The organism is Haloferax sp. YSSS75, from assembly GCF_046764215.1.
Taxonomy (GTDB): domain Archaea; phylum Halobacteriota; class Halobacteria; order Halobacteriales; family Haloferacaceae; genus Haloferax.
Genome location: NZ_CP177206.1, coordinates 1133706 through 1152778, shown reverse-complemented (window position 1 = coordinate 1152778; position 19073 = coordinate 1133706). Strand labels below are relative to the sequence as shown.

The following is a 19073-nucleotide window of genomic DNA, read 5'->3' as shown; positions in this document are numbered from 1 at the left end:
TGACAAGAATTCATCATTATGCCGCTGTCTCGCCTCTCTACACACGGTGGTACCTGATGGCAGAACTCACAGACCAGGAACGTAAGAACCGCGAAATGTCGTTCAGAATCGTCGAAGAGTTGTGGAACAAGAAGAACTACGACATCGTCGACGAGGAGTACGACCCACTCGTCGAAGCGCACGCGTTCTCTGAACCGGAGGGAATCGTGGGAACCGACGCGGTGAAAGAATGGGCGAGAAAATACCACGACGCGTTCTCGGACCTCCACGTCGAACTGTCCGACGTGAAGGCGGTAGACGACCACGTCTATGGACGATATCGCCTGACTGGAACGCACGACGGAACGCTTCGCAGTGCCCGAGGCGACATTCCACCGACGAACAATAAGATGGACACGTGGGGACTCTACGAGGTTCGTGTCGAGGGAGGACTCGTCGTCGAAGAGTGGAACAGTACGGACATCATGACGATGATGGCGCAACTCGGCATCACGCCCGAGTGAACAGCTACTCTTTTGAAAATAGTCGCATCCTGCCGAACGAAGGGACTCAGCCAGACCACTCGCCGCCGACGTCGTCGGCGACTGCATCTCGCCACATGCCGAATCCTTGCCGACAGATTGGACTCTCGTCGATGTGGTCGATGAAGCCTGCACCGGCGCTCTCTAGTTCGGCGAGGCAGAACGGGCACCGAGTCGGGTCGTCCCACGTCTGTGCGATGACCGAGGGTGTAACTTCCTGGGACATGTCTACTCATATGCGATAATACTTGATAAAGATATTCTCTATTGCAGAATCTGAAAACATAGTATCGACACATTCCGATATTTCTAGGTGAACGTTCATCCGTGGAGGAGAGTCGAATCGTAACCCTATACACAGTCCGCATCCGGTAGTCGAATGGTGAACTCCCGGTGAACTACATCTCGTGGGCCGTCGTCGCGCTCGGCGCGTACTCTCTCGTCGCACCGTTGATGAAAGTCGCGACGACTGGACAGGGGAAGATTCCGAGCGACGTGGCCGCTCTCGTCGCAAATACTGTCCTCGTGGCCGCCACGCTCGGCGTCATCGTCGTCTCCGGACAGAGCGTCTCGGACTCTCTCGTCAGTTCGAAACTGCCGTACGTCCTCTTCGCCGGTGTCTGTCTGGCCGTCGGTATCCTCTCGTACTACCGTGCGCTGGCCCTCGGACCAGTCTCTATCGTCGCGCCGATATTCGGCATGTTTCTGGCCGTCTCGTCGCTCGTCGGCATCGTCGCCCTCGGCGAACCGGTGACGGTTCGAAAGGCCGCCGGCATCGCCTTCGCCGTGCTCGCCGTCTTCCTCGTCTCTGTCGAATAACCCAGTTCGGTTCGGTGGGCCAACGGCTTTTGTCTCTCGCGGACCAACGTCGGCGTATGGTACTACTCGAATCCGATTCTGAACTCGAACTCGGTGACGAAGCACCGGCGTTCGAACTCCCGGGCACCGACGGTGAGACGTACTCGCTGGCGTCGTTCGGAGCGTACGACGCCCTGCTCGTCGTCTTTACGTGTAACCACTGTCCCTACGCGAAAGCGAAGTTCGACGAACTGAACCACCTCGCCGCGGCGTACGACGACTTGGCCGTCGTCGGCATCAACCCGAACGACGCCGAGGAGTACCCCGACGACTCGTTCGACCGGATGAAAGAACTCGTCGCCGACGGGACGATTCAGTACACGGCCTACCTGCACGACGAATCACAGGACGTCGCGGCGTCCTACGGGGCGGTGTGTACGCCAGACCCGTTCCTCTTCGAGAACACAGGCGACGGGTTCGAACTGGTGTTCCACTCTCGCATCGACGACGCGATGAGTCCCGACGACGACGTCACCGAGTACGAGATGCGCGAGGCAGTCGAAGCGCTCCTCGCTGGAGAGGAGATTCCCGTCGAGGAATACCCCTCGCAGGGCTGTTCTATCAAGTGGAAAGACGAGTGACGCGGGCGTGAGAACCGCCGCGGATTACTCGTCGCTGAGAAGTGCTTCGCGAGCGTTTTCGACGGCCGCCTCCTTCTTCGCGGGGTAGGCTTCGACTTTCGCACGAAGCGTGAGGCCGCCCCCACGACGCACCTCGCCTTTGAACGCTGCTTGTTTGTCGAGTCTGAGGAAGAACTCCGTGTTCTCGGTGACTCTGTCGTCGAGTTCGTCCAGAAGGCCGTCGAAGTCGTCGAGTTCTCGAATCTTCGAGAGGACGTGCCGGATGTCGTCGGCCCGTTCGGCGCGCGCCGAGAAGACGACGATTCGGTCACCGTGGTGGCCGGTGCTCTCTATACGGTCTATCTCGAACTCGTCGGGGAGGAAGGTCCGAAGCGCCTCCTCGACCCGTTTGTCGTCCTCTGTCTCGTAACAGAACGTTCGAAGGTCGATGTAGTGAAATGGAACGCGTGGCATTGTCGGGGTCTTTTCGGAGGCGGCGGTGTCGTCGGGTTATTCTTCGTCTTCTTCGACAGCTTCGAGTTGGTCTTCGGGGATGCCGACTTCCTGCCCTTCGTCGAAGCTGATGGTGTAGGTCGGTTCTCCGAACATGCTCTCGATGACCTGCGTAATCGTCCCCGTCTCGCCGTCGAACTCGCTGTGCTGGTCGTGCAGAACGACTTTGTCGTCTTTCTCGAAGCTCATGGACACAGGTATCCCCCCGTCGAATAAAAGGGCGATGATTGGGCGCGGCGACGACGCACGCCGACCATCTACGGGCGTGCACGCCGGGAGTCAGTCACTGCGCCACCGCCGCCTCTCGACCCCTCACAGCGCGGTGTCGAAGCCGATTTGTGGAGTCACTTCTAACTCCACGTATGGTGAAGCGTCCGCTCGCAATCCATCCGCCCGACGGAACCCGATGAGCGTCGACAACCTGTGGTTCCTCGCAGACCAGGCACGACAGCGGGCCGAACAGGCGTACCACCGCCTCCAGCGGACGCACACTGACTTTCTCGAACCGGTCCACACACGCCGGGTCTCTCGTGACCGCTTCAGGACGCTGGCGTTGCGCGTGAAGTCGTCCGGGACGCCCTACGGAGCCCACACCGTCGTTCGGCGTGGCGACGACGAAGTCCTCCTCGTGAGACACGACGGCGTCGATATGTGGGTCCTCCCCGGTGGCGGCGTCGACGACGGCGAGAGTTTCAGCGACGCCGCCCGACGAGAACTCGTCGAAGAAGCGGGAATCACGGCCGACTACGACGGCCTCGCCATGGCGACGAAAGTGAAGATTCGGAGTGACGGCCACCAGACGTGGGGTGTCATGCCGATTTATCGGGCGCGTGCCGACGACGGGTCGACGCCCGTCGCCGACGACCCGGACGGCGAGGTGTCCGCTGCTCGGTGGTTCCCTATCGACGACGTGCCCGACGACACGAGAGACAGGGCGGACCTTCGGACGTGGTTCGACTACGTCGCAGACGAGTGAGTCCCCCTCGCCGCGTCAGTCGATGGGTTCGTCGTCGACGTGTTGGCCCCAAAATCCCGGATACTTCTCCACCGTGAGGTCACCCAAGACGAGCGTCTGACACGCCAGTCGGAGGCCCGAACCCAGTTCGTGGGGTGGGATGCGAAGACGCAGTCGCTCTTTTCGGGTCCGGTAGGTGACTGGCCCTTCCACCCACACGGCACACGTCCCGCAGGACCCGCCGCCGCGACAGTTGAACCACGCCGAATGTCCGTTGTGCGGCGACTCGCCGGCCCCACGAAGGACGTCACGGAGGACCGACCCCCGGTCACAGCTAATCTCGCGGCCGCGGTAGTCGACAGTTGGCACGCCCCACAGGATGCACGCTGTGACTTAAGTGGTATCGTTCTCTCCGTGACGGAAACCTGCCGACTGGGCCCCGGTGAGTCTAAGTACGACACCACCCTCGGTCAATGTATGCGACAGACTCGGCGCGCGTATCTCGCCACCACAGCAAGTGCATTGGCTCTCGGCACTGCAGGTTGTGTCGGCGGGTCTGGCGGCAATGCCGCATCCGCTCTCGAATGTGACGTCCCCCAACGCGAACAGGTCGACTCACTCCCCGCACCTGCGATGGGTCCCGAAGACGCGACTGTCGTCGTCGATGGGTGGGAAGACTTCGCGTGTCCCCACTGTGCGACGTTCAGTCTCGAAGTCCTCCCGAAAATCGAGTCGAACTACGTCTCTGAAGGAATCGTCCGCTATCGCCACCACGACTTCCCACTGCCGGTAAACGAGTGGTGGTCGTGGAAGGGGGCCTCTGCCGCCCGGCAGGTACAGAACGAAGCAGACGACGAGACGTTCTTCGACTTCTCGCACACCCTCTACGAGAACCAGTCGTCGTTCAGTGGCGGTGACGCAGAGACGAAGCTCTCGACGCTCGAAGAAATCGCAACCGACGCGGGACTTGACGGCTGTTCCGTCGCCACTGCCGCGTCCCGCGAACGCTACCGCCCGCTCCTCGAAGCGGAACGCACGGACGCCGCAGACGACAGAGGCTTTCGGGGGACGCCTACCGTCCTCGTAAACGGACAACAGGTCTCTCCGTCGTGGGACGCCGTCCAATCTGCCATCGAAAACGCTCGATAAGCTGGATTCGACGTTTACACCACCTCTCTCGCATGATTCGCGCACGACACCAGCGCTTCTTTAGGTCGAGATTCTCCTATCGATACGTATGAGAGCGATGCTGCAGTCACCCGTCCGACGGCGAGGTGGTCGGTGGTGAACAGGCGCGACGTGCTCGCCCTGCTCGCAGGGACAGGCCTCGCCGGCGTCGCCGGATGTCTCGGCGGCACTTCCGGCGGGTCAGGAGGCGAAGCCACGACCACGGGGGCCGAAGAGTCGGACGACTCGGCAGCTTCGAACGACCTTCCGCTCGTCGTCGAGACCATCGACGCACAGGGGTCGGCTGCCGGTGAGACGCGAATCCCCGCCGAGGGGACGCCAACCGTCCTCGACCTGTTCGCGACGTGGTGTGCACCGTGTGTGGCACAGATGGAGTCGCTCCGGAAACTCCACGACGAGTTCGGTGACGACGTGGCGTTCGTCTCCGTGACGAACGAACGACTCGGCGGTGGCCTCACCATGGACGACATCCGAGACTGGTGGACCGAACACGACGGCGACTGGACCGTCGGCCACGACCCTGAGAGCCAGTTGATGCGGGCAGTCCGCGCGAACGGCCTCCCCTATCTCGTCGTCTTCGACGCCGACGGGTCCGTGACATGGACCCACCGTGGACTCGCGAGTGAAGCGAATCTCCGGGACGCCGTCGAGGCAGTCCGGTGATGGTCGGCCTCGACCCCGCGTTCGCCGGGACACTGGCGTTCGCTATCAGCGCCGGAGTCGCGACGTTCTTCGCCCCCTGTGCGTATCCGCTCCTCCCAGGATACGTCGGTTACTACCTCTCTCGGGAGGAGGCTGACCTCGGCGGGGCCGTCACGCGCGGCGGTGTCGCCTCCCTCGCTTCGCTCGTCGTGCTCGCGACAATCGGGGGCGTACTCACGCTCGTCAGTAGTCGCATCGCCTCACACCTCGCGTTACTCGAACCAGTCGTCGGCGGTGCACTCGTCGTCTTCGGCCTGCTGATGTTCTCTGGTCGGGCCCCGAGTCTCCACGTCGTCCTCCCCGAATATCGGTCGTCGGTGGCCGGGTTCGGCATCTTCGGTGCGGTGTACGGCCTCGCCGCCGCCGGATGTGTCGTCCCAATCTTCCTCGGTGTCGTCGCGCAGTCGCTGGCGCTCCCCACCTCACAGGCCGCCATCTCACTCGGCGCGTACGCCGCGGCGGCGGCGTTCCCACTCGCTATCGTGACGGTGTTGGCCGCCCTCGGTGGCGACCGGATTCGGGCGCTATCGGGATACGTCGGGTCCGTCCAGAAGTTCGCCGCCGTCGTGATGATTGCCGCCGGCGTCTGGCAAATCGGCCTCGCGCTGTCGTTCCTCGGGTACGTCTGAGAACGCGTTCTGTGTCTTCGGACTCAGTCGTCCAGAATCGTGATTTCACCCGTCGGCGTCGGCAACGGCCGAATCCGGCGCGGCGGCACGAGAAAGTTACCGCGGTGCTTGACGAAGAGATACTCCAGAATCCCGTTGCTCACTCGCTGGCGGATGGTCGGGATGTCGGTCAGGTCGGTGCCGTTCATCGCTTCGCGAACCGCTTCGAAGTCCGAGATACCACGCTGAAGCGACGGGAAGTGGAGGCTGGCGATTCCGTCGTCGGTCGATTCGAAGTGCCGACGGAGGAGTTTGACGTTCCCCTCGTCGTCGCGATTGGCCCGGGCCGCTTTCTGTGCGTGGCCGACGTGGCCGAACTGCTCGGCGTCATCTCGAATCCGGTCGAGCATCGCGTCGATGCCGCTGTCGTCGCCGAGGTTCGCACCGACGCCCTCGACGAGTCCTTCCTCGGCGTGCCCCGGCGAGAACAGTTTCATGACGCGATGATACCGGTCTTCTTCCTCGTACCAGTCTCCGAGTCGCTGGCGGACGTTGGCGACGTGTTTCGTCGTCGCCCCGGCGAACGGGCCGTCGTCGATGGTGACGTACTCCTCGGTGGCCTGATTCTTGGCGAACCCGGCTTTGAACCCCATGAACAGCGGCGACGCCTCCGGAACCGGGTCGCCATCCGGGATGCCGTTGATATCTGACTGGTGTTCGGCCGGGAGGCCAGCACCGACGAATCCAGTCCGCCGCGAATCGACCGAGAACACGCCCGAGAGGTCGGATTCGACGGTGACACCGTTGGCGTCGTCCACCTCACCGAAGAGCGCCTGTTCCGCTTCGAGAACGACGTCCGCCCGGTCCGACGCGAGGTGGACGAGCGCGTCCTGTCGGTCGAATTCGGGCGTCTCGAACGGAGAGAGCGCCCGCGGTTCGGGCAGGTCGATAGAATCCGGGAGTGGGTCGTCGAATCGCTGGAAGTACCGCGGCGAGTAGCCAACCGACCAGAGGAGTCCCTCGTGACTGCGTTCGTACGCCCTGTCGAGGACGCGAAACGCAGATTCGACGGTCGACCGGTCGGACTCGGTCGGTGGGCCATCGCGGTCCAACTCGACGTAGAGGAGGACCTGATGGCGCGGCATCTCGACGTTGCCGTACTCGTCGGACTGGCAGGCGTCGTTCCACGCGTGTTGACTCGCCGGAAGCGCGTCGAAGTCGTCGGTTCCGGCCGGGACGGGTTCGTCCGGCGTACTGTCGAGACATGCTGAGAGTGCTGCGGCCCCGCCCGTCGCGACGGCGGCTTTCAGGAACTCCCGGCGAGACGGCGACCCGTCGAACATACTCCGGCTAGGGACCTCTGCGGCAAGTCCGTTCTGGTGTTCGTGCCGCGAGTGTGGCTGGTGTTCGCGCCGCGAGCGTGGTTCGATTCTCGAATCCGATTCGGGCGGTTGGACGCCTCCATCACACACCAAACAGCATTTGAGCATCTGGCTGATAGAGACGACAATGAAGCGACGAACCTATCTCCGCGCTGTCGGTTCTGGTGCAGCAGTCGGCCTCGCCGGGTGTCTCGGTGGCGGCAACCCGAACGTCTCGCTCTCCAAGCCTGACCGCGAAAACGACGTTTCCAGCGAGGACCTGCCGTATCCCGCGTGGGGCCAACAGGTTCCGGACGTGACGCTAACCGACCCTATCCGCGGAACCGAGGTTTTGGTCCGCGACATCGACGGACCGCACTTCCACACGTTCTTCTTCACGAACTGCATGACGGTGTGTCCGGTCCTCATCAGTGCGCTCCGAGAAGTGCAGATTCACTCCGTCACCGAAGGCTACGCCGACGAGGTGTCGTTCTATCCGATTACGTTCGACCCTGCCCGCGACGATGCCGAGGCTTTCCGCGCGGAAGCAGACCAGATGAACGTCGACATGGACGTCGGAAACTGGCACTTCCTCCGGACCGAAGACGAGGCGGCGGCGAAGTCCATCGTCCAAGACGAGTTCGGCGTCTTCTTCCAGAAAGACGAACCGAACGAGGAAGGGAACTACATGTTCACCCACCTCGGACTCGTGATGCTCGTCAACGGCGACGGCTACGTCGAGCGAACCTATCGCGGCAACCAACCGGACGAAGGGACGCTCATCGACGACCTGACCGCACTGAGAGAGGCCTGACGAGTCGCTTCCGGACCCCGACGACCGGTTCGGTCCCGGCGACCCCACAGAGACAGTGCTATTTTGGCCGAGTATCTACGTCCTGTATATGGATGCGACTCGCCGTGAACGAATGACGCTCGCCGTCGCCGTCTGGGGAGTGCTCATCTCGCAGGTGCTTCTCTATCCCGGCGTCGCTGACCTCGTCTCCGCACTGGGTGGCAGTGGCGACATCTCGGCGGGGATGCTGTTTCTCGTCGCGGAGTTCGCGGCGTTCATCGCCTTCGCGAGCGTGTGGGGTGCCGCCTCTGACGCTCTCGGGCGGCGAACGTCGCTCATCGTCGCCGGCGCACTCGGCGGGGCGGCGAGTTACTTCGTGCTCGCCCTGCTCCCGTCTCTCGGGTCCTCCTTCGGCGTCGCACTCGTGGTTCGACTCCTCGGCGGTGCGATGACGATTGGCGCGTTCTCGCTTTCGATTACGATGCTCGCGGACCTCTCGGGCGGCAACGGTCGAAACATGGGTGCGGCCGGTATCGCTATCGGCCTCGGTGCCGCACTCGGGTCAGTCGTCGGTGGCCGTCTCTCGACGTTCGAACCGCTGGCACCGCTGTACGCGTCGGGTATCGTCCTCGTCGGCGTCGCGCTACTCGTCTCGACGGTTCCCGACAGAGCACCCGACTCGACGCGTGTCGCCATCGGAACCGTCCTCAGGAAGTTAGTCGCTCGCCCGGCGTTCGGCGTCCCCTACGCCTTCGGCTTCATCGACAGAATGACGGCCGGATTCTTCGCGCTCGTCGGCGTGTTCTACTTCCGTGAGACGTTCGGCGTCGACGCCACTATCGCAGGCGCGGTGCTCGCACTCTTCTTCGTCCCGTTTGCGGTGTTGCAGTACCCCTTCGGGTCGCTGTCGGACCGTATCGGCCGGTTCAGTCCGGTCGTCGTCGGGTCGATTTGCTACGGCCTCGCTATCGTCGCCGTCGGCCTCGCGCCGACGCTCGAACTCGCGGCGGGACTGATGGTCGTCGTCGGTGTGTTCGGCGCGTTAGTCGCGCCGGCGACGATGGCGCTCGTGACCGACCTCGCACCGGCAGGTGAACGCGGTGCCGCACTCGGCGGGTTCAACGTCTTCGGGAGTCTCGGCTTCCTCACCGGGTTCGTCGTCGGCGGCGTCGTCGCCGACGTCGTCGGCTACCTGCCGTCGTTTCTGGTCGTCGGGTTCGCAGAAGTAGCGATTGCCGTCGTCGCACTCCGGGCGGTCAAGCGACTCGACACGTCGCGTGAGGGTCACCCCCTGTCGAGCGCGGACTGAATCTCGGCGTCGACGACGCGCCACATCCCACGGAGACAGACGATGACAGCAAGGCCGATACCCGCGAGGACGAACGCGAGGAAGAGGCCGACGAAGACGCCACCACCGCGCGGGTTCGGAATCGTCTGTGCGTACTGCCCGAGTTGAACCGCGAGGGCGACGATGCCCACGACGAAGAAGGCGAACACCACTTCGAGCATCCGCCAGAACGACTCGATTGTCAGTCCACCCCGTCCGGTGACGAGACGGACGATTCGTCGCGCCCCTGCGAGCAACGACGTGACGGTGAGAACGGAGATAGCGACCATCACAATCGGAAGACCGGTATCGACGAGTATCTCCGAGTCGACGAGTGGCGAGGCGAGTATCAACCCAACGCCGAGGAGCGTCGCCGCCGCGAGGACGAGTTCGACCCCGAGGAGTGCCCGTTCGGGGTCGTCACGGGCGAGTCTGACGAGTTGCCTGTGCACGGCCGAATCTCACGAGACGACCTAAAGTGTGTTCCCCTATTCGTGGCCGGAGATGCGAACCGGTTGGTACGGTTCTTCGAGATACTCGACGTCGGAGTCAGAGAGTTTGATGTCGAGGGCTTCGACGGCGTCTTCGAGGTGTTCGATGCTCGTCGTGCCGACGATTGGCGCGTCGACCCAGTCTTTGTGGAACTGCCACGCCAGTGCGATTTGGGCCATCTTCACGCCCTTCTCGGCGGCGAGTTCCTGCACGCGTTCGTTCACCTCTTGGCCGCCACCTTCGAAGTAGGGGTGGCGCTTGGCGTGTTCGTCCGACTCGCCCCGCGTGGTCGCGTCGAACTCCTCGTGTGGCCGCGCGAGATAGCCACGAGCGAGCGGCGACCACGGGATGACGCCGACACCGAACTTCTCACAGAGCGGCAGCATCTCGCGTTCTTCCTCGCGATACAGCAGGTTGTAGTGGTTCTGCATGGTCGCAAACCGGTCGAGGCCGAGCGAATCCGCCGTGTACTGCGCCTCTGCGAACTGGTGGGCCCACATGGACGACCCGCCGACGTACCGGGTCTTCCCCCGTCGAATCGCGTCGTCGAGGGCGCGCATCGTCGTCTCGATTGGCGTGTCGTGGTCCCACCGGTGAATCTGCAGCAGGTCGAGCGTGTCCATCCCGAGGCGTTCGAGGGAGTTGTCGAGTTCCTGCTCGATTGCCTTTCGACCGAGGCCACCCGAGTTCGGGTCGTCGTCGTCCATCTGGAAGTAGACTTTCGACGCGACGACCATCTCGTCGCGGCGGCCCTCCAGTGCCTTCCCGAGGACGCGTTCGGACTCGCCGTCGGAGTACATGTTCGCGGTGTCGAAGAAGTTGATACCGAGTTCGATAGCGCGTTCGACGAGTTCGAGTCCCTCGTCTTCGTCTAAGACCCACTCACGCCAATCTGACGTGCCGAAACTCATACATCCGAGGCAGATACGCGAGACTTCCATCCCAGTGTCGCCGAGCGTCGTATACTCCATGTCGGAGGGCACACCGGGGAGCGGCAAAAAGATGAACGAACGGGCGAATCCGGTTCACCGACCAACGTACCAGACCGGTACCGCCCAATTCTCCGATTACGAGACCAAATACACCAGTATATGCTCCCCCGAAACGTATCATAATACTGAGGCAAAGCCTCGGTGAATCCGATGTTCAATAGAACCACACTGGTCGCCATCTTCCTCGCAGTCCTCGTCGTGGGGTCTGTCGCGGGCGTGGCGACTGCACAACAAGCACCGCCGGCCGGCGGTGCTATCGTCATCGGTGAAGGGGAAACCTACACCGGTGACCTGGAAGCGGCCGGCGGGTCGGTCATCATCGCCGGAACGGTAGACGGTGACGTCTCGGTTGCAGCGGGCAGCGTCATCGTAACCGATACCGGTGAAGTGACTGGAACACTCGAAGGTGTCGCAGGGAGTATCACCATCAGTGGCATCGTCGGCGGTGACGTGAACCTCGCTGCAGGTGCCATCCTCCTCCGCGATACCGGAACTATCGGTGGGTCGATGGAGGCCGGTGCCGGAGAAATCCGACTCGACGGTGCTGTCGGCGGCGACGTGACAGTCGGTGCCGAGACGCTCATCGTCGGCCCGACTGCCCAAATCGGCGGTGCGATGGAGTACGACGCCGTGACGGCGACAATCGACTCTGGCGCAGCGATAGCCGGCGGGGCGACGCAAGTCGACGACCTGAACATCGTCGGCCCGCCCGTCTTCGGCATTCCTGTCGGCCAGTTCGAAGGCCCCGTCATCCCACAGTGGGTCTTCACGGGCTACTGGCTCCTGACTAACCTCGTCCTCGGCGCAATCATCGTCCTCGTCGCACCGAGCTTCGCCCGCCGCGTGACGGGACTCGGGACGAAGAAAGCCGTCCGGAGCGGTGGCGTCGGACTCCTCCTCTTCGTCGCCATCCCAATCGTCTTGCTCGTCTTGCTCCTGACGATTATCGGCATCCCGCTGTCCTTCGCTGGTGGCCTCGGGTTCCTGCTGGTGCTCTGGATAGCGAGCATCTACGGTGCGCTCGTCTTCGGGACGTGGGCGCTGTCGCTCGCTGACTACGAGAACCGCTGGGCCGCGCTGTTCCTCGGCCTGTTCGTCCTCGCGCTCCTCGACTTCGTCCCGTTCGGCAGCATCGTCGACTTCGTCGTCCTGCTCGTGGGTCTCGGCGCGTTCGCGCTGGCACTCCGCGGAGAGTCCGGTGACGACGGCGACGAGAGCGTGACCATGCCCGACGAAGGTCCGCAAGAAGGCTCTCCGATGGCCTGACGGCGGCCCACCACCCCCTCAGAATCGCGGACGAACAATTATTACATTCCTCTCTGTCTGTCGAGTTATGACAGTCGACTACGACGCCGAACTGGAATCGTTCGAGTGGGACATCCCCGAGGGCTACAACATCCCTGCAGTCATCGAGTCTCACGCCGATTCCTTCGGCGACCGGGTGGCACTGAAGTTCCGCGACGACGAGGGAGGGCGTGACGAGCGAACGTACGAGGACCTCAGAACCGACATGAACCGATTCGCGAACGCGCTCGAATCGATGGGTGTCGGGAAGGGTGACCGCGTCATCCACCTCCTCCCGCGACATCCCGACGTCTTCGCCGTCCAACTCGGTGCGCTCAAGCGTGGGGCACTGCTCGTCCCGAGTTCGTCGATGCTCAAGCCGAAGGATATCGAGTTCCGCGCGAACGACTGCGAGGCGTCGACGGCCGTCGTCCACCAGTCGCTCGTCGGCATGGTCGACGAGGTACGCGACGACACACCGCTCGAAAACTTCGTCGTCCTCGGGGGCGAGGCGGACGGATGGACCGAGTTCGCCGAACTCGTCGACGGCCAGTCCGCAGACCACGACGGCCCGGAACTGAAAGCCGAAGACCCGATGTCCATCAACTACACCTCGGGGACGACGGGGCAACCGAAACCGGTCCGCCACCGCCACCGTTGGATGCGCTGTTTCGAACTCGTCAACGCACCCTACTGGTGGGGCGTCACGGCCGACGCCGACCTGTCGGACGAACTCCTGTGGGCGACGACCGGAACCGGGTGGGCCAAGTGGTTCTGGAGTCCCGTCGGCGTCGGCCTGACGACGGGTGCGACCCAGTTCGTCTACCGCGGCGACTTCGAACCCGACACCTTCCTCGAACTGATGGAAGAAGAGGGCGTCACCCGTCTCTGTGCCGTCCCGACCCAGTACCGCATGTTCGCTCAACGTGACCTCGGTTCGTACGACCTCGCGCTGTCGGAAGTGCTGTCGGCCGGCGAACCACTCAACCGCGAACCCATCGAAGCGTTCCGCGAAGCGTTCGGCATCATCCCGCGCGACGGGTACGGCCAGACCGAGACGGTAGCGCTCCTCACCAACTACCCCGGTATCGACGTGAAACCCGGCAGTATGGGCAAACCCACGCCGGGACTCGGGACGACCATCATCGACGATAACGGAAACGAAGTCGACGACGGTGAAATCGGTGAAATCGCCGTTCCGGTTGGCTGTCCGGGAATCTTCGACGGTTACTACGACAAGCCGAATCTGGACGAAAAGACGTTCTCGGGCGACTACTACCGAACAGGTGACCTGGCCTCCCGCGACGAAGACGGCTACTTCTTCTTCGAAGGCCGTGCCGACGACATCATCATCTCGTCTGGCTACCGCATCGGGCCGTTCGAAGTCGAAGACGCACTGGTGTCTCACGAAGCAGTCGCAGAGGCCGCCGCAGTCGCGAGTCCACACGAAGAACGCGGCAGCATCGTCAAGGCGTTCGTCGTTCTCGTCGATGGCTACGAAGGCTCTGACGAACTCGTCGACGAGTTACAGGAGTTCATGAAACAGGAGACGGCCCCGTACAAGTACCCGCGCGAAATCGAGTTCGTCGCGGAACTCCCGAAGACGTCGTCGGGGAAGATTCGCCGTATCGAACTCCGGTCACAAGAGAAGTAACGCCCCTCGAACCTCCTCGGACTGTTCACCTTCTTTACGCGTCGCCGCTATCAGACCTGCATGTACATCGCCGACCAGACGTGGCCGGAACTCGGAGACTACGTCGCTGAATCGTCACTGGCCGTCGTTCCACTCGGGTCGACAGAACAGCACGGGCCACATCTCCCACTGGCGACGGACCACCTCATCGCCGAGTCACTGGCCCGTGCCGCAACCGAGCGTACTGGGTACCTCTGCACCCCGACGGTGAACGTAGGCGTGAGTCCGCACCACCGCCAGTTCCACGGGACGATGTGGGTCGACCCACCGCAGTTCCGCGACTACGTCGAGTCGATGACGCGAAATCTCGCGTATCACGGCATCGACCGGGTCGTGTTCGTCAACGCCCACGGTGGAAACGTTCAACATCTCCGCGAAGTCGGGCGACGACTCCGTGACGACGGGACGATGTACGCCATCGAGTGGATGTGGGACGAGTCGATACCTGACCTCGTGACGGACCTGTTCGACCACCCCGGACCACACGGTGGGCCGAAGGAGACGGCGATGATTATGCATGTCGCACGCGAACTCGTCAGAGACGACAAACTCGCGGACGCGCGGGATGGCGGTGTCGTCGACCTGACCGACGACCACCTCCGCGAACACGGCGCGCGGACGTTCTACGACGCTATCGAGAACTCGGAGAACGGCGTCTTCGGCGACCAGACAGACGCCACGCCCGAGGCTGGTGCAGAACTGTTCGAGGCGGCGTGCGACCAACTCGTCGAACTCCTCGACTGGCTCGACGCCCAACCTTTCTCGGACCTGATGGCCCCCGCACACGTCGACCCGCAACCGGGCGAACGTCGCTGAGTGATACGCCGGGGCGACACGCTCTTTTCGTCACCAGTCGAACAGTTCCTATGACCGTCTGGGTCCTCGGCGACCAACTGAACCCCGAGACGACGCCCCTCCAGCACGACGACCACGTCCTCATGATAGAGGCACACGCCGTCGGTGAGCGACTGCCCTATCACCCACAGAAACTGGTGCTGGTGTTTTCGGCGATGCGGCACTTCCGCGACGAACTCCGTCGGCGAGGCTACGAGGTGACGTACGTCCAAGCGGAGTCGTTCGCCGAGGGCCTGGACCGATTTTTCGACGCCGCCCCCGGAACCGACTTGGTCATGATGGACCCGCCGAGTGACGGTGCCGGCGAGCGATTCCGTGAACTGGTCACCACACGCGGTGGGTCGCTGACGCTCGTCGAAAACGACCTGTTTCTCACGACGCCCGCCGACTTCGACGCGTGGGCGGGTGACGCCGACACGTACCGACAGGAACACTGGTACCGACACGTTCGCCGCGAGACGGGGATTCTGATGGACGGCGACGAACCGGTGGGCGGTGAGTGGAACTACGACGACCAGAACCGCGAGACGCCACCGAACGACTGGGAACCACCAGAGACACCGCGATTCACGCCAGACGAGACGACGACAGACGTCGTCGAGTTCGTCCGCGAGCGCTATCCCGACGCGTGGGGGTCGGCCGACGAGTTCTACTGGCCGGTGACCCGCGACGATGCGTTGCAGGCCCGCGACCACTTCGTCGAGCACCGACTCCCGGAGTTCGGCCCGTATCAGGACGCGATGGTCGATGGGGAGTGGGCACTCTCTCACTCGCTCCTGTCGGCGGCCATCAATCTGGGGTTGCTCACCCCTCACGAGGTGATCGAGGCAGCGGAAGACGCCTTCCGGGCGGGCGACGTACCACTCAACAGCGTCGAAGGGTTCGTCAGGCAAATCGCCGGATGGCGAGAGTTCGTGCGTCACGTCTACCGGCGGTCGATGCCCGAGTTGGCTGACGCGAACCAACTCGACCAGACTGAACCGCTCCCGGAGGCGTACTGGACCGGCGAGACGGAGATGCACTGCCTCTCGGAAGCAGTCGGCCACGTTTACGACCACGGCTACGCCCACCACATCGAGCGTCTGATGGTGCTTTCGAACTTCGCGCTCGTCTTCGGCGTCGACCCGCAGGAACTCAACCGATGGTTCCACCTCGGGTTCGTCGACGCCTTTCACTGGGTGACGACGCCGAACGTCGTCGGCATGGGGTCGTTCGCCAGTGACGTGCTCTCGTCGAAACCCTACGCCTCCTCGGGGAACTACGTGAACAAGATGTCCGACTACTGCTCGGGGTGTCCATACGCCGTCTCGAAGACGACGGGTGAGCGCGCCTGTCCGTTCAACGCACTCTACTGGGACTTCCTGAAGCGACACGAAGCGACGCTTCGAGGAACAGGACGAATGGGGCTGATGTACTCACACGTGGACGGCAAAGACGACGAGGAGTGGGAGGCAATCGGGGAACGGGTAGCCGAGGTTCGGCAGATGGCTCGAAACGGGACGCTCTGAGCGGCGACGAGTCACACCGGCGGCGACGCCGTCGCTCACGACGTGAAAATGAAGAACTCTGTTTCGCTCCCGTCTCTCCGGTCGGAACGTCGCAACTCAGAGTCGCGTTACGTTGACCGCACGCGGGCCTTTGTCGGCCTGCTCGATGTCGAACTCCACTTCTTGGCCCTCTTCGAGGTCGGGGCCGCCGATGTCCTCCATGTGGAAGAACACGTCGTCGTCGTGGTCTTCCGTCTCGATGAAGCCGTAGCCTCCGGAGGACTTGAAGAACGCAACCTTACCTTTCGCCATTGCGTGTGGCACGTCGCCTGTCGTGGCCATAAGAGTTCCGCCCATTGACACCATACCACAAGGAGGATGGACCGTCAGTTCAGTCGTCGCGTCGTTGTCGGCCGAGTGAGTGGAACTCCTCGTTGGGTCGCATATCGGCGAACATCGCCATCCGATTGCTCAGATTGAAGAAGGCGGTGACGGCACCGATATCCCACACCTCCTCCTCGGAGAACCCGGCGTCTCGGAGTCGCTGCAGGTCGTCGTCACCGACTTCGACGGGACGCTCGGTGAGTTTGACTGCCACGTCGAGCATCGTCTTGTGCTTCTCTGAGATGTCCGCCGACCGGTAGTTGGCGACGAGTTGGTCGGCCAGAAGCGGGTCTTTCGCGTAGATTCGGAGGAGTGCACCGTGGGCGACGTTACAGTAGTAACAGTGGTTGACGCCCGAGACGGCGACGATTATCATCTCGACTTCGTGGCGTTCCAGGTCGGTATCGTCGACGAGTGCGTCGTGGTAGTCGAAGAACGCTCGCCAGTGTGAGGGTTTGTACGCGAACCCGGCGAAGACGTTCGGGGTGAACCCTGCGCGTTCGGTTTCGTCTTCGATTCGTTCTCGCAGGTCGTCTGGTAGTTCGTCGAGGTCCGGAACCGGGAATCGGGTCATCGCGTCGTCGTCCATACGTCGGCAGACTCCCGGACTGACCTTAACGATTCCTCAGATTCGAGCGCCGATACGGTGGTGCGAACGTTCGTCGCGCTCAGACGAGCACCGAGAGATACGCCGCCGCCGCGACTGCGAACAGGCCGACTGCGAACAGGCCGTAGTTGGCGATGGTGTTGTCCGCAGTCCACAACGAGAGTGTGAACTTCCGCGACGAGACGGGCCACAACGGGCGAACTCCCATCGGCGTGAGAACGTCACCGAGCAAGTGTGCGACGACGGTCAGTGTGCCGACGGCGAACCCGAACGCGCCGAGTGTGACTGCGGCGGTGTCGCTCTGTCCCGCGTTGGTCGCCACCAGGAAGGCAGCACCGCCACCGACACCGCCGACGAGGAACGCGAACAGAAGCGTGTGCGTCGGCCCGCGATGCGGGAGTCCGGGGATGCGCGTGTCGAAGTCTGGGAGCATCGCCAACCAGCACATCGCCGCCCCCGAGACGAACGCGAGTTCGGGATACCCCGCCTCCAGAAGCGCGAATCCGAGTGGCGCGAACACGACGAGCGAGACGCCCCAGTGACCGGTTCGGTACATTCACTGTTTGTGGTGCCGGTATCGTACATAACCTTTCGGCCTGTGGTCAGTCACGCTCCCGGGAGTGTCAGCAGACCGGAGCAATCGTTAACCGCCCCCGACGTGACGTGCGCTCCATGAGCCAGCAGTTCTCCGCATTTCTCCACGGTCTGTCGGCCGTAGAGGCGACGGTTCTCGTCTTACTCGTCTCCCTCGGTGGCGCGTTCGTGATGGAGGCGGTGGTCATCCGCCTCCTGTTGCGGTACACGAAGCGGACGGAGTCCGCCATCGACAACATCGTCATTCAGGAGCTTCGGTGGCCGATCGTCGCGACCATCTCGCTGGCCGGTATCTACCTGTTCTCGCAAGTGCCGTCGGTGGCGACGGCGCTCGTCGTCGACGCGGCGACACTGGAGCGGTTCTTCGGTCTTCCGTCGCTGTCTGTCGGCCTCGTCATCTGGGCGTGGGCGCTGAACAACCTCGTCAACCGCATCGTCGACGAGGTAAAAGACAAGGGGAGTCGATACGACTTCGCGCCGGTCTTTTCGAACATCTGGACGCTCGTCGTCTCCATCGGTACCATCGGCGCACTCCTCTACCTGTGGGGTATCGAAATCACGCCGCTCTTCGCCGGTGCGGGTATCGCGGGTATCGCCGTCGGGTTCGCCGCGAAGGACACCGTCGCCAACTTCTTCGGCGGCATCGCCCTCTACTTCGACGACACCTACAAGATAGGCGACTACGTCGTCCTCGACTCCGGCGAGGCGGGAACAGTCGTCAAAGTCGGCATCCGTTCGACGACGCTTCTCACCCGCGACGAACTGCTCGTCACCGTCCCGAACTCCGTGCTCAACGCCGCGAAGATTATCAACGAGTCCGCACCGGACCGCCGCCGCCGGATGAAAGTCCCCATCGGCGTCGCCTACGGCACCGACATCGACGAGTTCGAGGAGATTCTCGTCGAGTTGGCCCTCGACGAACCACTCGTCCTCGACGCGCCGCGTCCTCGTGCTCGACTCCGACAATTCGGCGCCGACGCTCTCGAGTACGAACTCGTCTGTTGGGTCAACAGTCCACTCAAGCGCGGGAAGGCGACACACAACCTCAATCGAGAGATATACAAGCGACTGAACGAGGCAGACATCGGGATTCCCTACCCACAGCGTGACGTCCACGTTCACACCGAAGGGTCGTCGACACGGGCCACACAGACGGTGGCGAGAGAACTGTCGAACGGCGGCACGGGTCGCTCGCGGGCGGAAAGCGACATCGAGGAAGGAGACGCCGACGACAGCGACTACGACGAGATGTTCGACGACGAGTGACCCGCCGAGAAGGTTAACCGTCGGGCGGCCAAC

General features: G+C 62.9%; 24 protein-coding genes. 14 read left to right on the top strand and 10 right to left on the bottom strand.

Annotation, left to right across the window (positions count from 1 at the left end; genetic code table 11):
- Window positions 1-56: 56 nt before the first annotated feature.
- Window positions 57-503, top strand: coding sequence for an ester cyclase (locus tag ACK3R5_RS06095; RefSeq protein WP_411968382.1), 447 nt, complete (start codon window positions 57-59; stop codon window positions 501-503).
- Window positions 504-549: 46 nt separating this feature from the next.
- Here ACK3R5_RS06095 and ACK3R5_RS06090 read toward each other — a convergent pair whose 3' ends face one another.
- On the bottom strand, window positions 550-747 hold the full coding sequence (locus tag ACK3R5_RS06090) for a hypothetical protein (RefSeq protein ID WP_411963168.1): 198 nt from the start codon (window positions 745-747) through the stop codon (window positions 550-552).
- A 167-nt stretch (window positions 748-914) separates the two neighbouring features.
- Between ACK3R5_RS06090 and ACK3R5_RS06085 the strand changes: the two genes are divergently transcribed.
- Together ACK3R5_RS06085 and ACK3R5_RS06080 are read left to right on the top strand one after the other, a co-directional pair.
- Window positions 915-1340: an EamA family transporter gene (locus ACK3R5_RS06085; protein WP_411963167.1), complete on the top strand. Its 426-nt coding sequence runs from the start codon at window positions 915-917 to the stop codon at window positions 1338-1340.
- Window positions 1341-1396: 56 nt separating this feature from the next.
- Window positions 1397-1960: a thioredoxin family protein gene (locus ACK3R5_RS06080; RefSeq protein WP_411968381.1), complete on the top strand. Its 564-nt coding sequence runs from the start codon at window positions 1397-1399 to the stop codon at window positions 1958-1960.
- A 24-nt stretch (window positions 1961-1984) separates the two neighbouring features.
- Here the strand turns inward: ACK3R5_RS06080 and ACK3R5_RS06075 are convergent, their stop codons facing one another.
- Together ACK3R5_RS06075 and ACK3R5_RS06070 are read right to left on the bottom strand one after the other, a co-directional pair.
- Window positions 1985-2413: an RNA-binding protein gene (locus ACK3R5_RS06075; RefSeq protein WP_411963165.1), complete on the bottom strand. Its 429-nt coding sequence runs from the start codon at window positions 2411-2413 to the stop codon at window positions 1985-1987.
- A gap of 36 nt (window positions 2414-2449) precedes the next feature.
- Entirely contained in the window at window positions 2450-2641 is a 192-nt protein-coding gene (locus ACK3R5_RS06070; protein ID WP_411963164.1) for a DUF1918 domain-containing protein, read from the bottom strand.
- A gap of 217 nt (window positions 2642-2858) precedes the next feature.
- On the opposite strand from ACK3R5_RS06070, the gene ACK3R5_RS06065 reads away from it, so the two are divergent.
- Window positions 2859-3428 (top strand): NUDIX hydrolase, encoded by a 570-nt coding sequence (locus tag ACK3R5_RS06065; protein ID WP_411963163.1) that lies wholly within the window; start codon window positions 2859-2861, stop codon window positions 3426-3428.
- A 15-nt stretch (window positions 3429-3443) separates the two neighbouring features.
- Here the strand turns inward: ACK3R5_RS06065 and ACK3R5_RS06060 are convergent, their stop codons facing one another.
- Window positions 3444-3776: a 2Fe-2S iron-sulfur cluster-binding protein gene (locus tag ACK3R5_RS06060; RefSeq protein WP_411963162.1), complete on the bottom strand. Its 333-nt coding sequence runs from the start codon at window positions 3774-3776 to the stop codon at window positions 3444-3446.
- Window positions 3777-3884: 108 nt separating this feature from the next.
- Here ACK3R5_RS06060 and ACK3R5_RS06055 point away from each other — a divergent pair, with 108 nt between their 5' ends.
- From ACK3R5_RS06055 to ACK3R5_RS06045, 3 genes are all read left to right on the top strand, one after another.
- Entirely contained in the window at window positions 3885-4556 is a 672-nt protein-coding gene (locus ACK3R5_RS06055) for a thioredoxin domain-containing protein (protein ID WP_411968380.1), read from the top strand.
- Window positions 4557-4691: 135 nt separating this feature from the next.
- Window positions 4692-5258, top strand: a complete 567-nt coding sequence (locus ACK3R5_RS06050; protein ID WP_411968379.1) for a TlpA family protein disulfide reductase — start codon at window positions 4692-4694, stop codon at window positions 5256-5258.
- Complete coding sequence (locus ACK3R5_RS06045; protein ID WP_411968378.1) at window positions 5258-5926, top strand: cytochrome c biogenesis CcdA family protein; 669 nt, start codon at window positions 5258-5260, stop codon at window positions 5924-5926. Before ACK3R5_RS06050 ends, ACK3R5_RS06045 begins: the two co-directional genes overlap by 1 nt.
- A gap of 23 nt (window positions 5927-5949) precedes the next feature.
- Here ACK3R5_RS06045 and ACK3R5_RS06040 read toward each other — a convergent pair whose 3' ends face one another.
- Window positions 5950-7248, bottom strand: a complete 1299-nt coding sequence (locus tag ACK3R5_RS06040; RefSeq protein ID WP_411968377.1) for a twin-arginine translocation signal domain-containing protein — start codon at window positions 7246-7248, stop codon at window positions 5950-5952.
- Between the two features lie 166 nt (window positions 7249-7414).
- Between ACK3R5_RS06040 and ACK3R5_RS06035 the strand changes: the two genes are divergently transcribed.
- Window positions 7415-8080, top strand: coding sequence for an SCO family protein (locus tag ACK3R5_RS06035; RefSeq protein WP_411968376.1), 666 nt, complete (start codon window positions 7415-7417; stop codon window positions 8078-8080).
- 88 nt (window positions 8081-8168) lie between these two features.
- Complete coding sequence (locus ACK3R5_RS06030; RefSeq protein WP_411968375.1) at window positions 8169-9368, top strand: MFS transporter; 1200 nt, start codon at window positions 8169-8171, stop codon at window positions 9366-9368.
- Here ACK3R5_RS06030 and ACK3R5_RS06025 read toward each other — a convergent pair.
- Both ACK3R5_RS06025 and ACK3R5_RS06020 read right to left on the bottom strand, forming a co-directional pair.
- The gene (locus tag ACK3R5_RS06025) at window positions 9344-9838 is read right to left on the bottom strand and encodes a hypothetical protein (protein ID WP_411968374.1); all 495 of its coding nucleotides are present in this window, start codon (window positions 9836-9838) and stop codon (window positions 9344-9346) included. The two genes, ACK3R5_RS06030 and ACK3R5_RS06025, sit on opposite strands and share 25 nt — an antisense overlap.
- A 36-nt stretch (window positions 9839-9874) precedes the next feature.
- Window positions 9875-10849, bottom strand: a complete 975-nt coding sequence (locus ACK3R5_RS06020) for an aldo/keto reductase (protein ID WP_411968373.1) — start codon at window positions 10847-10849, stop codon at window positions 9875-9877.
- A 171-nt stretch (window positions 10850-11020) separates the two neighbouring features.
- Here ACK3R5_RS06020 and ACK3R5_RS06015 point away from each other — a divergent pair, with 171 nt between their 5' ends.
- From ACK3R5_RS06015 to ACK3R5_RS06000, 4 genes are all read left to right on the top strand, one after another.
- Window positions 11021-12136, top strand: coding sequence for a bactofilin family protein (locus tag ACK3R5_RS06015; RefSeq protein WP_411968372.1), 1116 nt, complete (start codon window positions 11021-11023; stop codon window positions 12134-12136).
- Window positions 12137-12203: 67 nt separating this feature from the next.
- Window positions 12204-13808: an acyl-CoA synthetase gene (locus ACK3R5_RS06010; RefSeq protein WP_411963152.1), complete on the top strand. Its 1605-nt coding sequence runs from the start codon at window positions 12204-12206 to the stop codon at window positions 13806-13808.
- 60 nt (window positions 13809-13868) lie between these two features.
- Window positions 13869-14663, top strand: coding sequence for a creatininase family protein (locus ACK3R5_RS06005; protein ID WP_411968371.1), 795 nt, complete (start codon window positions 13869-13871; stop codon window positions 14661-14663).
- Between the two features lie 50 nt (window positions 14664-14713).
- Window positions 14714-16210 (top strand): cryptochrome/photolyase family protein, encoded by a 1497-nt coding sequence (locus ACK3R5_RS06000; protein WP_411968370.1) that lies wholly within the window; start codon window positions 14714-14716, stop codon window positions 16208-16210.
- A 96-nt stretch (window positions 16211-16306) separates the two neighbouring features.
- Here ACK3R5_RS06000 and ACK3R5_RS05995 read toward each other — a convergent pair whose 3' ends face one another.
- The 3 genes from ACK3R5_RS05995 to ACK3R5_RS05985 all read right to left on the bottom strand — a co-directional run bounded on the left by ACK3R5_RS05995 (window position 16307) and on the right by ACK3R5_RS05985 (window position 17736).
- A complete protein-coding gene (locus ACK3R5_RS05995) occupies window positions 16307-16501 on the bottom strand; it encodes a cold-shock protein (RefSeq protein WP_004967996.1) in 195 nt (64 codons plus the stop codon).
- A 79-nt stretch (window positions 16502-16580) separates the two neighbouring features.
- Window positions 16581-17162 carry a peroxidase-related enzyme gene (locus ACK3R5_RS05990; RefSeq protein ID WP_411968369.1) on the bottom strand — a complete coding sequence of 194 codons (582 nt, stop codon included), beginning with the start codon at window positions 17160-17162 and terminating at the stop codon, window positions 16581-16583.
- 79 nt (window positions 17163-17241) lie between these two features.
- On the bottom strand, window positions 17242-17736 hold the full coding sequence (locus ACK3R5_RS05985; RefSeq protein ID WP_411963148.1) for a metal-dependent hydrolase: 495 nt from the start codon (window positions 17734-17736) through the stop codon (window positions 17242-17244).
- A gap of 116 nt (window positions 17737-17852) precedes the next feature.
- Here ACK3R5_RS05985 and ACK3R5_RS05980 point away from each other — a divergent pair, with 116 nt between their 5' ends.
- Window positions 17853-19040 (top strand): mechanosensitive ion channel family protein, encoded by a 1188-nt coding sequence (locus ACK3R5_RS05980; RefSeq protein ID WP_411968368.1) that lies wholly within the window; start codon window positions 17853-17855, stop codon window positions 19038-19040.
- The last annotated feature ends 33 nt before the right edge of the window (window positions 19041-19073 follow it).

What these genes read in the sequence shown, in the direction of transcription:
- ACK3R5_RS06095 (WP_411968382.1), top strand. Translation starts at nt 57, where the DNA reads ATGGCAGAACTCACAGACCAGGAACGTAAGAACCGCGAAATGTCGTTC.
- ACK3R5_RS06090 (WP_411963168.1), bottom strand. Translation starts at nt 747, where the DNA reads ATGTCCCAGGAAGTTACACCCTCGGTCATCGCACAGACGTGGGACGAC.
- ACK3R5_RS06080 (WP_411968381.1), top strand. Translation starts at nt 1,397, where the DNA reads ATGGTACTACTCGAATCCGATTCTGAACTCGAACTCGGTGACGAAGCA.
- ACK3R5_RS06075 (WP_411963165.1), bottom strand. Translation starts at nt 2,413, where the DNA reads ATGCCACGCGTTCCATTTCACTACATCGACCTTCGAACGTTCTGTTAC.
- ACK3R5_RS06070 (WP_411963164.1), bottom strand. Translation starts at nt 2,641, where the DNA reads ATGAGCTTCGAGAAAGACGACAAAGTCGTTCTGCACGACCAGCACAGC.
- ACK3R5_RS06065 (WP_411963163.1), top strand. Translation starts at nt 2,859, where the DNA reads ATGAGCGTCGACAACCTGTGGTTCCTCGCAGACCAGGCACGACAGCGG.
- ACK3R5_RS06055 (WP_411968380.1), top strand. Translation starts at nt 3,885, where the DNA reads ATGCGACAGACTCGGCGCGCGTATCTCGCCACCACAGCAAGTGCATTG.
- ACK3R5_RS06045 (WP_411968378.1), top strand. Translation starts at nt 5,258, where the DNA reads ATGGTCGGCCTCGACCCCGCGTTCGCCGGGACACTGGCGTTCGCTATC.
- ACK3R5_RS06040 (WP_411968377.1), bottom strand. Translation starts at nt 7,248, where the DNA reads ATGTTCGACGGGTCGCCGTCTCGCCGGGAGTTCCTGAAAGCCGCCGTC.
- ACK3R5_RS06035 (WP_411968376.1), top strand. Translation starts at nt 7,415, where the DNA reads ATGAAGCGACGAACCTATCTCCGCGCTGTCGGTTCTGGTGCAGCAGTC.
- ACK3R5_RS06030 (WP_411968375.1), top strand. Translation starts at nt 8,169, where the DNA reads ATGGATGCGACTCGCCGTGAACGAATGACGCTCGCCGTCGCCGTCTGG.
- ACK3R5_RS06020 (WP_411968373.1), bottom strand. Translation starts at nt 10,849, where the DNA reads ATGGAGTATACGACGCTCGGCGACACTGGGATGGAAGTCTCGCGTATC.
- ACK3R5_RS06015 (WP_411968372.1), top strand. Translation starts at nt 11,021, where the DNA reads ATGTTCAATAGAACCACACTGGTCGCCATCTTCCTCGCAGTCCTCGTC.
- ACK3R5_RS06010 (WP_411963152.1), top strand. Translation starts at nt 12,204, where the DNA reads ATGACAGTCGACTACGACGCCGAACTGGAATCGTTCGAGTGGGACATC.
- ACK3R5_RS06005 (WP_411968371.1), top strand. Translation starts at nt 13,869, where the DNA reads ATGTACATCGCCGACCAGACGTGGCCGGAACTCGGAGACTACGTCGCT.
- ACK3R5_RS06000 (WP_411968370.1), top strand. Translation starts at nt 14,714, where the DNA reads ATGACCGTCTGGGTCCTCGGCGACCAACTGAACCCCGAGACGACGCCC.
- ACK3R5_RS05995 (WP_004967996.1), bottom strand. Translation starts at nt 16,501, where the DNA reads ATGGCGAAAGGTAAGGTTGCGTTCTTCAAGTCCTCCGGAGGCTACGGC.
- ACK3R5_RS05990 (WP_411968369.1), bottom strand. Translation starts at nt 17,162, where the DNA reads ATGGACGACGACGCGATGACCCGATTCCCGGTTCCGGACCTCGACGAA.
- ACK3R5_RS05985 (WP_411963148.1), bottom strand. Translation starts at nt 17,736, where the DNA reads ATGTACCGAACCGGTCACTGGGGCGTCTCGCTCGTCGTGTTCGCGCCA.
- ACK3R5_RS05980 (WP_411968368.1), top strand. Translation starts at nt 17,853, where the DNA reads ATGAGCCAGCAGTTCTCCGCATTTCTCCACGGTCTGTCGGCCGTAGAG.